This is a genomic window from Actinokineospora sp. NBRC 105648 (assembly GCF_030269645.1).
Classification (GTDB): domain Bacteria; phylum Actinomycetota; class Actinomycetes; order Mycobacteriales; family Pseudonocardiaceae; genus Actinokineospora.
Map to the genome: position 1 here is coordinate 20678 of NZ_BSTR01000054.1, position 13804 is coordinate 34481.

Annotated in this window: 12 protein-coding genes; 6 read left to right on the forward strand and 6 right to left on the reverse strand. The window is 70.3% G+C overall.

What is annotated here, in order from left to right:
* The first annotated feature begins 134 nt into the window (after window positions 1-134).
* The 3 genes from QSK30_RS31245 to QSK30_RS31255 all read left to right on the forward strand — a co-directional run bounded on the left by QSK30_RS31245 (window position 135) and on the right by QSK30_RS31255 (window position 4919).
* Window positions 135-1448 (forward strand): COG1470 family protein, encoded by a 1314-nt coding sequence (locus tag QSK30_RS31245; RefSeq protein WP_285508403.1) that lies wholly within the window; start codon window positions 135-137, stop codon window positions 1446-1448.
* Window positions 1449-1685: 237 nt separating this feature from the next.
* Window positions 1686-4085: an ATP-binding protein gene (locus tag QSK30_RS31250; protein ID WP_285508407.1), complete on the forward strand. Its 2400-nt coding sequence runs from the start codon at window positions 1686-1688 to the stop codon at window positions 4083-4085.
* A 33-nt stretch (window positions 4086-4118) separates the two neighbouring features.
* Complete coding sequence (locus QSK30_RS31255; protein ID WP_285508409.1) at window positions 4119-4919, forward strand: alpha/beta hydrolase; 801 nt, start codon at window positions 4119-4121, stop codon at window positions 4917-4919.
* Here the strand turns inward: QSK30_RS31255 and QSK30_RS31260 are convergent.
* The 3 genes from QSK30_RS31260 to QSK30_RS31270 are packed head-to-tail and all read right to left on the reverse strand — an operon-like array spanning window position 4916 to window position 7410.
* Window positions 4916-5611, reverse strand: coding sequence for a haloacid dehalogenase-like hydrolase (locus QSK30_RS31260; protein ID WP_285508411.1), 696 nt, complete (start codon window positions 5609-5611; stop codon window positions 4916-4918). The two genes, QSK30_RS31255 and QSK30_RS31260, sit on opposite strands and share 4 nt — an antisense overlap.
* Window positions 5612-5662: 51 nt before the next feature.
* Entirely contained in the window at window positions 5663-6202 is a 540-nt protein-coding gene (locus QSK30_RS31265) for a flavoprotein (protein ID WP_285508413.1), read from the reverse strand.
* The gene (locus QSK30_RS31270) at window positions 6199-7410 is read right to left on the reverse strand and encodes a helix-turn-helix domain-containing protein (protein WP_285508453.1); all 1212 of its coding nucleotides are present in this window, start codon (window positions 7408-7410) and stop codon (window positions 6199-6201) included. Before QSK30_RS31270 ends, QSK30_RS31265 begins: the two co-directional genes overlap by 4 nt.
* A gap of 107 nt (window positions 7411-7517) precedes the next feature.
* Here QSK30_RS31270 and QSK30_RS31275 point away from each other — a divergent pair, with 107 nt between their 5' ends.
* Together QSK30_RS31275 and QSK30_RS31280 are read left to right on the forward strand one after the other, a co-directional pair.
* Window positions 7518-7835 (forward strand): hypothetical protein, encoded by a 318-nt coding sequence (locus QSK30_RS31275; RefSeq protein WP_285508415.1) that lies wholly within the window; start codon window positions 7518-7520, stop codon window positions 7833-7835.
* A gap of 24 nt (window positions 7836-7859) precedes the next feature.
* Window positions 7860-8063 carry a hypothetical protein gene (locus QSK30_RS31280; protein WP_285508417.1) on the forward strand — a complete coding sequence of 68 codons (204 nt, stop codon included), beginning with the start codon at window positions 7860-7862 and terminating at the stop codon, window positions 8061-8063.
* Window positions 8064-8454: 391 nt separating this feature from the next.
* On the opposite strand, the gene QSK30_RS31285 is transcribed toward QSK30_RS31280, so the two are convergent.
* Window positions 8455-9372, reverse strand: a complete 918-nt coding sequence (locus tag QSK30_RS31285) for a dioxygenase family protein (protein ID WP_285508419.1) — start codon at window positions 9370-9372, stop codon at window positions 8455-8457.
* Between the two features lie 115 nt (window positions 9373-9487).
* The gene (locus tag QSK30_RS31290; protein ID WP_285508421.1) at window positions 9488-10828 is read right to left on the reverse strand and encodes an amidohydrolase; all 1341 of its coding nucleotides are present in this window, start codon (window positions 10826-10828) and stop codon (window positions 9488-9490) included.
* Between the two features lie 127 nt (window positions 10829-10955).
* Here QSK30_RS31290 and QSK30_RS31295 point away from each other — a divergent pair, with 127 nt between their 5' ends.
* Entirely contained in the window at window positions 10956-11921 is a 966-nt protein-coding gene (locus QSK30_RS31295) for an aldo/keto reductase (protein ID WP_285508423.1), read from the forward strand.
* Between the two features lie 862 nt (window positions 11922-12783).
* On the opposite strand, the gene QSK30_RS31300 is transcribed toward QSK30_RS31295, so the two are convergent.
* The gene (locus QSK30_RS31300; RefSeq protein ID WP_285508425.1) at window positions 12784-13377 is read right to left on the reverse strand and encodes a TetR/AcrR family transcriptional regulator; all 594 of its coding nucleotides are present in this window, start codon (window positions 13375-13377) and stop codon (window positions 12784-12786) included.
* Between the last annotated feature and the right edge of the window lie 427 nt (window positions 13378-13804).

The window sequence follows — 13804 nt, forward strand, 5'->3', positions numbered from 1 at the left end:
TCCCCTGACCTCGCGCCGGGGCCTGGATCGCCCCGGCTGGGAACCACGGCCGCCCCGGACGGGCATCGGTGCTGCCCCGGGGCTGCCCGCGCCGCTCTCCCCCGGTGGGGGCGGGCGCGCCTAGCGTCACGTGCGTGACGACTTCAGCCGAACTGGACCTGGCGACGGTGACGGTCGCCCCCGGCTCCGGGGCGAGCACCACGCTGACGGTGCGCAACGACACCGACATCGTGGAGGCCTACCGCTTCGAACCGGTCGGCGAGTGCGCGCCGTGGACGACCGTGGAACCCGATCGGGTGTCGCTCTACCCCGGCACGTCCGAGACCGTCACCGTGTGGGTGCGCCCGCCGCGCTCGTCGAAGGTGCGCGCGGGCGAGACGCCGCTGGGGATCCGCGTGCTGCCGGTGGAACACCCGGAGCTGGCCGCGCTGCCCGAGACCACCGTGGTGATCGAGCCGTTCGGCGGCCTGACCGCGGGCCTGCGGCCGCGCAGGCGGATGACTTGGCGCGGCGCGCGGTTCACCGCCGAGCTGCGCAACGAGGGCAACACCCCGGTGCGGGTGGCGGTGGTGCCGGTGGAGACCGGCGACGAGCTGCGGCTGCGCGTCGACCAGGCCGAGGTCGTGCTCGCGCCGGACGCCGAGGGCGCGGTCGGCGTGCGGGCCCGGACGGGCAAGCTGGTGTGGTTCGGCAAGTCCACCACGATCCCGTTCCAGCTCACCGCGACCCCGACGACCGCGCCGGACCTTGAGCAGCCGCCCCAGGAGATCACCGGCGAGGTCGTCCAGCTCGCGGTGCTGCCGCGCTGGCTGCTCGCGCTGCTGGCCCTGCTGGTCGCCTTGCTGCTGCTGTGGTTCACGCTCGTGCGGCCCGCGGTTCGCAGCTCCGCTAAGGAAGCGGCCGAGACCAAGGCGCAGGAAATGGTGCAGGAAGGGCAGTTGCAGCCCGGGCCGTCCAACGCCGCCGCGGGCAAACCCGCCGGTCAGCCCCCCACCGCGGGTGGTGGCAACGGGCAGCAGCCCGGTGCGGGCACCGGGACCGGGACCGGAACGGGGACCGGCAATGGCACCGGCAACGGCACCGGGGTGGGCAAGCAGAGTTCGGGCACCATCGAGGTCCGCACCGGCGGCGGGACCGCGGGCAGCGGCACCTACGTGGTGCCCGCGGGCAAGACCTTCCTGATCACCGACCTGGTGCTGGCCAACTACCAGGGCGACGAGGGCGTGCTCACCGTCGTCTTCGGCGACCGGGTGATCACCACCATCGCGCTGGAGACCTTCCGCAACCAGGACTACCACTGGGTCACCCCGATCGAGATCACCGAGAACGCCGCGGTGACGGTCAACGTGTCCTGCGACCGACCCGGCACCCCGGCCTCGGGCAAGCAGGCCCAGGAGTGCGTCGAGGTGCTCAACGTCAGCGGTGAGCTGCGCGACCTCGCGCGCTGAACCGACCACGTCCATCCGCCCTCCCCGACCTCGCTCCCCGCAACCGAGGGAACCACCGGCGCACCGCCGGGACCACGAAGATCGACACGCAGAAGTTTCACCCGGTTTCTGCCGAACCGCGTAGTGCCCTCGTCCGTGTAGGTACCGGCCATACCCCGAACGGGGGTGTGGTGGGACCGTTGGACTTCGGCACGATCGAAGGACAAGCAGACGACAGGTGACGAACTGGGGTTGTCGATGGGTGATCAGGGCTCGACGTTCGCCGCGCTGCTGTCCGCGCACCGGCGGGCGGTCGGGCTGACCCAAGAGGAGCTGGCGGAGAAGTCCGGGGTGAGCACGCGGGCCATCAGCGATCTCGAACGGGGCCGGGTGCGCCGCCCCCAGCGGCGCACCGGGCAGGCATTGGCCAGCGCGCTCGCGCTCGGCGGGGCCGAGCTGGAGCAGTTCCTGGGCAGCGGCGGTTACCAGGCGATCGAGGCCGACCACGCGCCAGAGGAACCGCGGCCCGCGATCGACCGGCCGCTGCGCGGACTGCCGCCGGAGGTCGACCTCGCGGGCCGGGAGACCGAGCTGGCGCAGCTGCTGCGGCACGCCGGCCCCAGCCCGCGGCACACCGCCGTGGTGATCGGCGTGCACGGCCCACCAGGGGTGGGTAAGACTGCCTTCGCGGTGTCCGCCGGGCACCGGCTGGTCGACCGCTACCCCGACGGCTGCGTGTTCCTGAACCTGCGCGGCATGGACACCGACCGGCTCAGCCCCGAGCACGCGCTGGGCAGGCTGCTGGTCACCCTGGGCATCGCCGAGGGCAAGCTGCCCGACGGCGTCGAGGACCGGGCCGGGCTCTACCGCTCGCTGCTGCGCGACCGGCGGATGCTGCTGGTGCTCGACAACGCCGCCGACGAGGCCCAGGTGCGGCCGCTGGTGCCCAGCAGCGCGGGCACCCTGGTGCTGGTGACCAGCAGGCGGGTGCTCTCCGGGCTGGAGGCCGTGGTCAGGGTCCCGCTGGCGGTGCTGCGCGGCGACGCGGCCGTACGGCTGCTCGGCTCGATCATCGGCGCCCGCCGCGCGGCCGCTGAGCCCGAGGCCACCGCGCGGGTCGCCGACCTGTGCGGCAACCTGCCGCTGGCGCTGCGGATCGCGGGCAACCGGCTGGTCACCCGGCCGCACTGGCCGGTCGCGCACCTGGTCGCCCAGCTGGAGGACCAGCGGCGCAGGCTTACCGCGCTCACCGCGGGCGACCTGCAGGTCCGCTCCGCCTTCGAGGTGTCCTACCGGCAGTGCGACCGCAGCACCCAGGCGGTGTTCCGGCTGCTGTCGCTGGTCCCCGCCCCGGAGGTGTCGGTCGAGGCGGTCGCGGTGCTGGCCGAGGTCGACCCGGACACCGCCGAGCGCAGGCTCGACGAGCTGGTGGAGGCCAGCCTGCTGGAGCCGGGGCACGTCCCCGGCCGCTACACCAGCCACGACCTGCTGCGGGTGTTCGCGGGGGAGCGGCTGGCGCTGGAGGAGACGCCACCGCGCATCCGCGCCGCCGAGCTGCGGGTGGTCCACTGGGCGCTGTCGGTGGGCACCGGCGCGGGCATGCTGCTCTCGCCGCCCAGCGACACCGCCGACGAACCGACACCGGGCGCGGTCGGCCTCACCACCAGGGCCGAGGCCGTCGACTGGCTCGACAACGAGCAGCCGCGCTGGCTGTGCGCGGTGCGCCGGGGGATGGAACTGGGCCGGTACGAGGAGGTCCTGGCGTTCAGCCGCGCCATGCACTGGTACTCCGAGATCCGCGCCGACCCCGAACTCTGGCGCGAGGTCTTCGCCCACGGCGTCGCCGCCGCGCGCGCCCTGGGCCGCCGCCGCGACGAGGCGGTGCAGCTGAACTTCCTGGGCTGGGCCCTTACCCTGACCCGCTCCCGCAACGCCGAGGCCCTGGCCGCCCACGAGAGCGCCTGGCGCGCGGCCCGCGAGACCGGCGACCGCAACGAGGAGGCGTGGGCGCTGCAGTACTGCGGCCGAACGGAGTTGGTGGAGGGCAAACCCGCCGAGGCCACCGAGTACATCCGCCCGGCCATCGCCCTGTTCGACGAGCTGGGCGACCGGCTGGGCAAGTTCGTCACCCTCTCGATCCTCGGCCTGGCCCTGCACCAGCTGGGCGACTACCCGGCCGCCATCGAGGCCCACCGCTTCACCGCGGCCTTCTTCCGAACCCCAGAGATGCGCCCCCACGCCAACCTCCTGGCCATGGCCCTGCTGCGGCTCGCAGACACCCTCGAGGCATCAGGCGACCTGGCCGCCGCCCGCGACGCCTTCCGCGAGTCCCGCGAACTGGCTGCCACTGCCCACTACCCGCACGTGCGTGCCCTAGCCGCCTTCGGCCAAGCCCGCTCCGACCGAGCCCTGGGCGATTGGGCGGCCGCCCGCCGCAACCTGGAGGACGCCTCCCGGATCCTCGCCGAGAACCACGAACCCTGGCACCACGCCCGAGTCCTGCGCGTCCTGGCGGAGATCACCCCGGACCGGTCCAAAGCGGCGGCGTACCGGGCGGAGGCGGTGCGGCTGTGCGAACAGGTCAACACACCGGAGTCCCGAGACCTCAAGGCGGAACTGGAATCCACGGCGACCCAGGCGGTCTGCCGGATCAGCTGATCACCTAGCGGCGAGTAGGGAACATTGACACATTTGTACCTCCGCACCCTCGACGGCCTGCGCCTGGCCGCAACCCTGCTGGTGCCGACCGACGTCCTGCTGCGGGGCGCCGTGGTCATGGTGCACGGTGGCGGGGTTACCCGGAAGGAAGGCGGCTTCTTCACCCGACTGGCCGCCGGGCTCAGCGAGGCGGGCGTCGCCTCGCTGCGGTTCGATCACCGTGGTCACGGCCAGAGCGAGGGCAAGCAGGAAGACCTGACCCTGTCGGCCATTCTCAACGACATCCGCGTGGCTGGCGCGCGTCTGCGGGCCGAGACGGGCCAGGACTCGGTCAGCCTGCTCGGCGCGAGCTTCGGCGGTGGCATCTGCGGCTACTACGCCGCGAAGCGCCCGGACGAGATCCGCCGACTCTTGCTGCTCAACCCCCAGTTCGACTACAAGAAGCGCGCGATCGACAGCCGCGACTACTGGCACGCCGACACCCTGGCCGAGCCCATGGCGAAACTGTTGGCGGAGAACGGTTTCATCGACTTCACGCCAAGCCTCAAGCACGGCCGCGCGATTCTCAACGAGGTCTTCTGGCTGCGGCCGGATGAGGTCGTCGGCGACATCCAAGCCCCTACCCTGGTGGTCCACGGCACCAAGGACACTTTTGTGCCCGTCGAGTCCTCGCGGGCGGCGGTGGCGCGACTGCGGAGCGAGCACCGGTTGGTCGAGATCGAGGGTGCGCAACACGGCTTCGCCGTCCACGACGACCCGCAGTACCTGGACCCCCAGAGCCAGGTCTGGCAGGCGTCGGTCATCCGGACAGTGACGGAATGGCTGACTGTCTAGACGGGGGAGTGCGGGTCGGGTCGGGTGAGCACCAGAGCGGACGTGAAGTCGTGCAGTGACTCGATCACTGGCGACGCTCCGGCTCCGGTCAACTCGGCGATCGAACTCTTTCCTGTGGCTACTCCGATGACTCTGGCACCCACTGATCTTCCCGCTGCCGCATCTCCGGGCGTATCGCCGATGAGAACAGTTGCGGAGTTGGCGAACCTGATGCCCGTATGCTCTGCGGCCCGTTCTCGGGCGATGGCCACGAGGGCTGATCGATCGGTGTGGTCCGAGCCGTAGGCTCCGGCATCCAGGTTGAGGTAGTCGGCTAGGTGGAAGGTTTCGAGCTTGATGCGGGCGACTTCGGGCAGGTTGCCGGTCAACACGGTCTGGAACACCGAGGACTCGGCGGCGAGCAGCTGAACGGCCTTGTGTGCGCCGGGGAGCGCGCGCCCGGTGGTCCCGAGTTCGTCGCTGCCGTGCTGGTATTCGCGCACCAGGGCGTTCATCACCTCGGCGACCAGGTCCCCGGTCGGCTCGATGTCGTTGACTGCCAGGCTTTGCCGGATGATGTCCAACTCCGTCCTACCGGAGATGTCCGCCCGCTTGACCAGCGTTCGGCCGGTCGCCGCGTGAAATGCTTGCTCGAAGAATCGGCGGCCTACCCCTCGGCTTTCGACGAGGGTGTGGTCGATGTCCCAGAGCACCAAGACGTGTGGACCGGAGGTTGGGTGCCGTGGATCCATCTGGATAGTCTGTCAGCGCTTGGCTGATCGGGCGGCGGCCAACGCCAGGTTCCAAGGGTAGGTGTCCATCGCCTGCCCGCCGGTGCGCGGTGGGTGGGGCACGAAGCCGCCTTCCCCGAGCAAGACGGTGATTCCCGACTCGCGCAACTCGTCGACGCTGCGGGCGAAGACGCGGTTGGCGGCCAACGCGGTGTTGACGAATGGCAGCACGACAATGGGCACGCCGAGCCCGGTCAGTTCGGCGAGCTGGGTCAGCACGTAGGTGTCGGCGATGCCTGTGGCCCATTTGTTGATGGTGTTGTAGGTGGCGGGTGCGACGATCACCGCCGTGGCCTTGGGGAGGGCGGGTTGTCCGGTCCGCTGGTGTCCGGTCCGCACCACGTGTCCGGTGAGCTGCTCCAGGGCGTCGAGATCGAGGAAGTGCTCGACCGCCGACGGCGTCGCCAGGCAACACACATCCCACTCGTCATCGCGCGCGAGCGTGATCACCCGGTCGATGTGGGCGGCCGGACCGGCTCCGCAGATCACCAGGTACAGCACCGGCTTGGTCACGCCGCGACCCCGGCTCGGTCGGCCATGCTCTTGACCAGCTTGGCCGGTTGGCCGGTGGTGTTGCGCAGCAGCGAGCGCAGCAAGCCGTGCGCCAGCGGGCGACAGCGAACCTCTTCCGGCGCGATCTGTTCAGCTTGCCCCAGCGCGATCACGGCCCGTCGGTGGTCTCCGACCCCGATGTGCGCTTCGGTCAGGTCGAGCAGGTGGTTCGACCGGCGTTCAGCCGGGAGAAGGGCGACGGCCGCCGGATCGATCGTGGCGGCGAACTCCAGTGCCCGACCGCATTCGTGGAGTCGGACCAGCGCGGAGACCCGGTGGATCACAGTGTTGGTCATACCGAAGGATGTGTGGTGGGTGTCGTAGTGTGGTTTGAACCTCAGGGCGGTCGCCATTGCCTCGTCATGCATTTCCTGTGCCAGCGGAGCATTGTCTTGCCCAGCGGCGGAGATCGACGCGGCCAGGTAGAGCATGCCGTGCAGCGCCAGGAGATTCTCGGCATCAGTCGCTACTTCGGCGCGCATCCTGTCCGCCATCGCCAGTAGGGTCGCGATGGCTTGCGGCTTTTGCCGGTCGCCGGACATCGCGCGGGCAACACTGCGCGTGGCCCTGGCCAGAGACCAGGTGTCGTCGACAGCGTGGGCCGCGTGCATCGCTCGATCCGCCGCCAGCCAGGCGAGGTCGTCGGCCTCGAACTTCAGCAACATTGATGAGGCCAGGCGATAGGTGGTCACCAGGACGCGTTGGGCCGGGACCTGGTCGGCTGCGGGAGCATCCCTGACGACTGCCTCCGCCGAGGTCATCAGAGCGGGCAGGTGCCGGGCGACCACGGTGAAGCGGGACGCGGGCCAGGCGAGATCGAGATATTCGGCTTGGCGCTGGATGGTCGCCAAGTCGCTGGTCGCCTCGGTGGTCGACAGGCCGGGATAGTGCCCGAGGGCCTGCCGAATGGCGTCGACCTCGCCCGCGTCCACGCACTGGCTCGCCCGTTCGGCGCTGGTCCGGTCGGTCAACACGGTGGGATCGACCCCGAGGGCCTCGGCCACCCGGTCGATCACCGGCAGCCGGGCCAGTTCGCGTTCCCCGGACTCGATCTTGTCCAACCACGAGGTCGACCGACCGACCATGTCCGCGAACTGCTTGCGATCCAGGTTTCGCCGTCGACGCCAGTAGCGAACCCGCTCGCCGATCCTGGGATCCGTTCCGCCCATGTCTTCGAGCTTAACGGCCGGGCGACACACAATTTGTACAAGATCTCGATGGCCGTCGCCCCTAACGTCCTAGTCCTCGACCAACTCCACTCCTTCGAGGACTGCCCATGCCCGAACCGTGTACCCACAGCCCACCAGTCTCCCCCCACGGCGGGGACGGCTACCTGTTGTCCCGCGTGCCGCAGTCGCTCACCGAGGTGCTGCTCAGCGGCCAGTACCGCGACGGTGCGTGGCCCGAGGGGGTGCCGACCCTGATCGAGGATCTGCGGGACCTCATCGGGTGTGCTCATCGGCTGATCGCCTCCGTGGCCGAGGGCAGCCCGCTCAGGGACCACAAGGCCGTGGACGGCATCGACTCCACGGCTTATCGCGTTGTTGAGGCCTGTCGCTGGTTGCAGGTCCACCAGACCATCCCGACCACCTGACCCGATACGGAGCCAACACCTACCATGACTGCCCGGCATCCCGTCTACGCCGATCTCACCGAGGTCCACGTGCTCGCCCAAGTTCTGCACGAGGCCATCACCGACGGCGACCTCAACGCCGAGGACCTCGTCGCCTTCGAACACGCCTGTGAGGACAGCCTCGTCAGGTGCCGCCAACTACTCCGCGACCCCGTCACCGCGCGGGCCATTGCGCTGGTTCCCGCCTGAGGGGCACATGACTGACGGTTCGGATACCACCGACCAGGGTTGGAGCGAGGAAGCGCGAATCTGCGTCTGCCTTTCGACTGCCGCCCGGGCCATTGACTTCTACTTCCAGTGCTACCAGGAAGAAGCAACAGACCGCACACCACCTCGCAGCTTCGAGCACCTACTCGGTCGCTTCTTGACCGCGCTCGGTCTCAAGCTGGTCGAACGGGCATGGGAACGGTCAGTGCCGGAAACCGGCAGTCGGAGTTGAGACTGGAGGTCCGCTGCACCTGACACTGGCAGCGAAGGCCGCTGGGCGGGTGAGCCGTCAAGGCTCACCCGCCCAGGGCGGGGTCCACGCTCGCCCGGCGTCCTGGCGAGCGGTGACCGGTGGGTCAGGAATACCGCTCGGTCACGGTGCCGGGGTGGTGGTGATGGGGGGAGTGGTGGGCGGGAGGGTGGTGGTCGAGGGCGGCGTTGTCGGCGGCCGGGTCGGCGGGGTGCCCGAGGGCGGCGTCGGACCAGGGCCAGGCCCCGGACCAGGGCCGGGACCGGGGAATCCGCCGTCGTCGTCGCCGACTGTGGTGTCGGACAGGTCGAGGCCGATGGTGAACTCCGCCGTGTACTGGTGCCCGATCCGGCGGGGGCGCAGCAGCAGTTGGTCGCCGCCGTCGCGGTAGATGCCGTCCTGGGCGTTGGTGGTGTCCGCCGGGCCCTTGACCTTGTACGGGTCCTGGGCCAGGTAGACCGCCTTGAACTCCTCGGTGAAGTAGAACTGGGAGGTGAACTCGTAGGGCTTCCCGTCGGTCCCCGTGGTCTGGACCTTGACGTGGATGTGCACCGTGCGGCCGCGGTACCAGCCCGGCAGCACGGTCAGGAAGCGGACGCGGCCCGCGCGGTCGGTGACCTGGTAGCCGCGCAGGAACTTCTTGCCGGTGGTGCCCTCCATGGCCACGTCGGAGTACTTGCCCGCGGCGTCGCAGTGCCAGATGTCGACCACCGCGTCCTTGAGCGGGGTGCACCGGCGGCCGTTGATCTGCAGCACGCCCACGTGCAGCGCCAGCAGCGCGCCCGCCGACACCGCCCCGGTCGACGGGTCGCTGCGGATGTCGGAGCGGTTGAGCTTCTCGTCGACGAAGTAGGGGCCCTCGGTCTGCTCCGGTTGGGCCACGCAGTCGCACTTGCCCGCCGCCGCGGTTGAGTCGCTCGAGGCCGCCGTGGCGACCCCCGTGACCCCGACCGCGGTCAGCGCCGCGCCCGCCGCGCCCAGCAGGGCTAGCGCGTGCCGCCTGCCCAGGACTCGGCCGACGGGCTCGTCGTCGTCATGCACGTGGGACCCTCCTCACTGCGAGTACTCGATCAAGTACCCCGCGGAAGGTAGGGCCCCTCCCTGGGCGCCAGGTGTGCGTCCCCTGTGCGGAACTTGTGTGAACCCCGGTGGGAAATCACCGTTCGAAGACGACCCGCCCGTCCAGCACGGTCATCGCCACGTCCACCTGCGGCAGGTCGGCCGGGGCCAGCTCCAGCGGGTTGGCCTCCAGCACGCACAGGTCGGCGACCTTGCCCACCTCGACGGTGCCCTTCCACGACTCGGCGCCGTCCTGCCGGGCCGGGTTGACCGTGTAGCAGCGCAGCAGCCTGCGCATCAGGTCCGGGCTCGCGGTGGCGCCCATCCACTGCGCCGCCGCGGCGATCCACTGCCGCCAGTCCGGGCCGATGACCGGCGCGTCCGAGCTCAGGCACACCGGCACGCCCAGCCCGAACGCCGCGCGCAGCGGCCAGGCGCCGTGCAGCGCCTCCTCGCCCAGCGCCGCGGCCAGCCACGGGCCGGTGGCGACCGCGATCCCGGGCTGGGTGTTCAGCCCGATGCCCAGCTCGGGCAGCCGGGCGAGCACGGCCGGGGCCACCAGGTCGCCGTGGATGAGGTAGTGCCTGCCCGCGGGCCCGTGCGCGGCGATCGCCTCGGCGACGGCGTCGACCACGACCTCGATGGACCGGTCGCCGGTCGCGTGCACGCCGATCTGCGCGCCCGCGCGGTGCGCGACGTCGATCATCCGGCGCAGGTTGGCCTCGCGCTCGGCGTCCTGGGTGCCGTCGATGAGCAGGTGCCCGGAGGTGCCGTCGGAGTAGCAGCGGTGCGTCCAGGCCGAGCGCATCGGCGGGATGCCGTCGGCGAAGATCTTCACCCCGGTGACGTTGAGCCAGCGCGGGTCCGCGGCCGGCACCGGCGCGGCCAGCCCGCGCTCGAAGTCGGCCAGCGAGCTGGGCCCGTCCAGCTCGCCGAAGAGCCGCAGCACGGTGACGCGGGCGCGCAGCAGGCCCTCGGCGGCCAGCGCCGCGTACTCGTCGAGGATCGCCGCGGAGAAGCAGCCGGTCTGGCCGCCGTCCTCGCCCGGGCCCAGGCCCGGCTCGGTGTAGCTGGTCACGCCCAGCTCGGAGACGATCTCACCGGCCCGCAGGATCGCGGCCCGGCGCGCGGCCGAGTCGGCGACCAGCGGCCCGGCCTGCGGCTCGCCGGTGTCCATCCCGGTACCGCTGAGCAGCGTGTTCGGCCACAGCGCGCCCAACCAGGCGCCGTGCAGGTGCGAGTCGTTGATACCGGGCAGCACGGTGCGGCCGTAGAGGTCGACGACCTGGGTCTTGGGGCCGATGAACCGCTCGGCGTCGCCGACGGCGGTGATCCGGCCGTCGGTGACCGCGACCGAGTCCGCCTCCCGGTCCGTGCCGTCGAGGGTCAGCACCGTGCCGCCGGTGAGCACCAGGTCGGCGGTCCTTGCTGTGGCCACGGTCGTCCTCCGTCAACGAACGCAGATGAAGCACCGCCGGGGTTCGGCGGCACCCCGGGCTGTTCTCCCGGTTTTTAATCTATGGATGTAGACTAACCCAAACAGCTCGCGGCGTGGAGGAGTGCTCATGGGTGAGACGTCCGGTGTCCCGGTCCGGCAGTTGGGCCCCGGCGGCCCCCGGGTCCCGCTGTTCGCGCTCGGCTCCTGGAACACCTGGGACCGAATGGACACCGACGACGCCATCGCGCTGCTGCGGCACGCGGTCGAGGCGGGCGTGACCATGTTCGACGTGGCCCACTACAACATGGGCCCGCACGCCGAACAGGCCCGCACCGACATCATCTTCGGCGAGGTCGTCCGCGCGGCCGGGCTGGCCAGGGAGGACTACCACCTGTGCGGCAAGCTGTGGCTGTGGGAGTACCCCACCACCAGCTTCGAGCAGCAGATGACGACGTCCCTGGACCGCATCGGCGTCGACAAGGCCGACAGCGTCGTGGTCGGCGACTACATGTCCCCGCCGGACATCCCCGCGATCGTCACCGACGTCGCGGAGCAGATCCGCGCGGGCCGCTTCGACCACTGGGGCGTGAACAACTGGGTCGCCGCCGACCTCGAGACCGCCCTGGAGTTCGCCGCCCGCGAGGGCCTGCCCGCCCCGGTGTTCGCCCAGCTCAAGTACAGCATCGCCCGCCGCACCATGGCCGAGGGCCAGTACTACGGCGGCTACTTCGCCGACGGCAAGCTCTCGATGCAGGCCTCCGACGTCTTCGAGGGCGGCATCCTGGCGGGCCGCAAGTTCCCCGAGCGCAAGATCGGCGCCGACCCCGGCGGCATCCGCGACGAGATCCGCGCGGCCGCGGACGTGGTGGCCGAGGTGGCCACCCGCTACGAGGCCACGGCGGCCCAGGTCGCGATCGCCTTCTGCCTGGCGAACCCGGCGGTCGCGAACGTCCTGTTCGGCGTCAGCAAGCTGTCCCAACTGGAGGACAACCTGGGCGCCCTGCGCCTGGCGAACGAACACGGACCGGACCTGCGCGCGGCCCTGGAACCACTGTGGACGGACCGCGCGGTCAACGCTGACGGTTCCTGGTAGCACGGCCGGAAGCGGTAGGCCAAGCAAGAGTGGATGCGGCAACCACGAGGTGGATGCGGCACCCGCAGCGAGAGCCGCAGTAAGAACTCGCAGCGAGAACCCGCACCCGAACGGCAGCGATAAACCGCAGGCGGGCAAGTCCAATGAGAATTGGGACTCGCGCCCATCCCGCGCAGCCCGATCTGCCAACTGCTCGATCAGGTGGATCAGCTTTGTCTGGGGAGAGAAGAGGCGCTAGCCTGGTTGAGGCGTGGGTGATCCCTTTCCCACCCGCTTCACCCCGGCGCCTCTTCTCTTAGGGGCCCCAGACAAAGCTGATCCACCTGATCGAGCATGCCCACGCGAGCAAGCGCCGATGAGCTCAGCTTCAGGCGGTCAGGCGGAGCCTGGAGACCCCCGGGCGCTTACTTGGTGGGGCATGCTCGATGGGCTGGAGTGGCTTTGTTCGGGGCCCCTAAGAAAAGAGGCGTCGTGGGTAAAGCGGGTGGGAAAGGGATACCCACCGCCTGGGCCAGGCTAGCGCCTCTTTTCTCCCCAAACAAAGCCACTCCAGCCCATCGAGCACTTGGGCGGGGAGGGGACGGTTGCGCGGGGGTCGGGTGGAGGATGAGCCCTACCCGCCGGGCATTCAGTGGTGGGGACGGGAGTGGTTGTCGGGTTGGGGATGAGCCTTGCCTGTCGGCACCGGTGGTGGGGCGGACCTGGTGTCCGTGTCGAGTTGAGGATGGGCCTTGCCCGTTGAGCGTTTGGCGGCGCGAGCGAGCTGGCGTGGCTGTGGCTGGGCTCCGGCAGGCATGCGGCCGGGCACCGTGCCGGATCCCGGCGCACCGAGGCGGCCGCCGGGATCTCGGGTTCGGGGCCGCTAGGGCTGCACGATCCTGGCGAAGAAGGTGTCCAGGTGCTGCTTCTGGAGCTTCCTCGTCGAGAACTTCGGGCCCACGAGGCTCATGATGTTGGCGCCGGCGTTGATGAGCACTATCTCGTCCACCAGTTGCTCGTCCGGTATCGCCGTCTTGATCTCGTCCGCTGCCCGCGCTCGCTTGATGTGCTCGTGCATGAGGCCTCGCCAGGCCTTCAGGTGTTCCACGTACCGGTCGTGCAGGCGCTTGTTGGACAGGGACATCTCCCAGAACGCCAGCAACACGCGTCCCGCGGTGATGCGCTTGGTGTCCAGGGGCATGGCGCCGTAGCACATGACGCGGAGTGCCTCCAGGCCCGACTGGTCGGCGACGGCGGCCGAGATGTGCTTGTGCATCATCGACAGCGCGCGTTCGAAAGTGGCCTCCACCAGCACGTCCTTGCTGGGAAAGTACCGCTTGAGGGCACCGTTGGCGAAGCCCGCGGCGGTGGCGATCTCGCGCATGGTGGCCGCCTCCAGGCCGCCGCCCATGATCAGGCCCCAGGTGACGTCCACGATGTGCTCGCGGCGTTCGTCGTGGTCGATGACCTTGGGCATCGGGCTCCTCGTCGGCGGTCTGATTTGTCTACGTTTGTAGTGTATCTGCGGACCGGCCGACCGGTTGGTGGTGGGAGAAGTCCGGGTCGACGATACCCTCGCCGTGGGTCAGGGCCGGTAGGCGCCGTTCCAGGACGTGGACGCGCGTGGCCGACCGTCCCCTCGGGCGGCCCCACAGGACCTGGAGCACGGCGGTGGGTGCCGGTCGGAAGCTCCAGGTGGAACCGGCGCATCGGCTCACGCACCACCCTTCGCGCCCGGCGCACGGCTTCGTCCGGGACTTGCCTGGTCAGGCCCCGGAAGTCGCCCGCCGTGCTGGACATGCCCTTGTCGGACTTGGCGCCCGAGCGGCTCTTGGCGGGCCAGGTAGCCGGAGTCGGCCACCCGCGATCCGTCACCCGCCTGCCGTGTTCGCCCCGCCGCAATG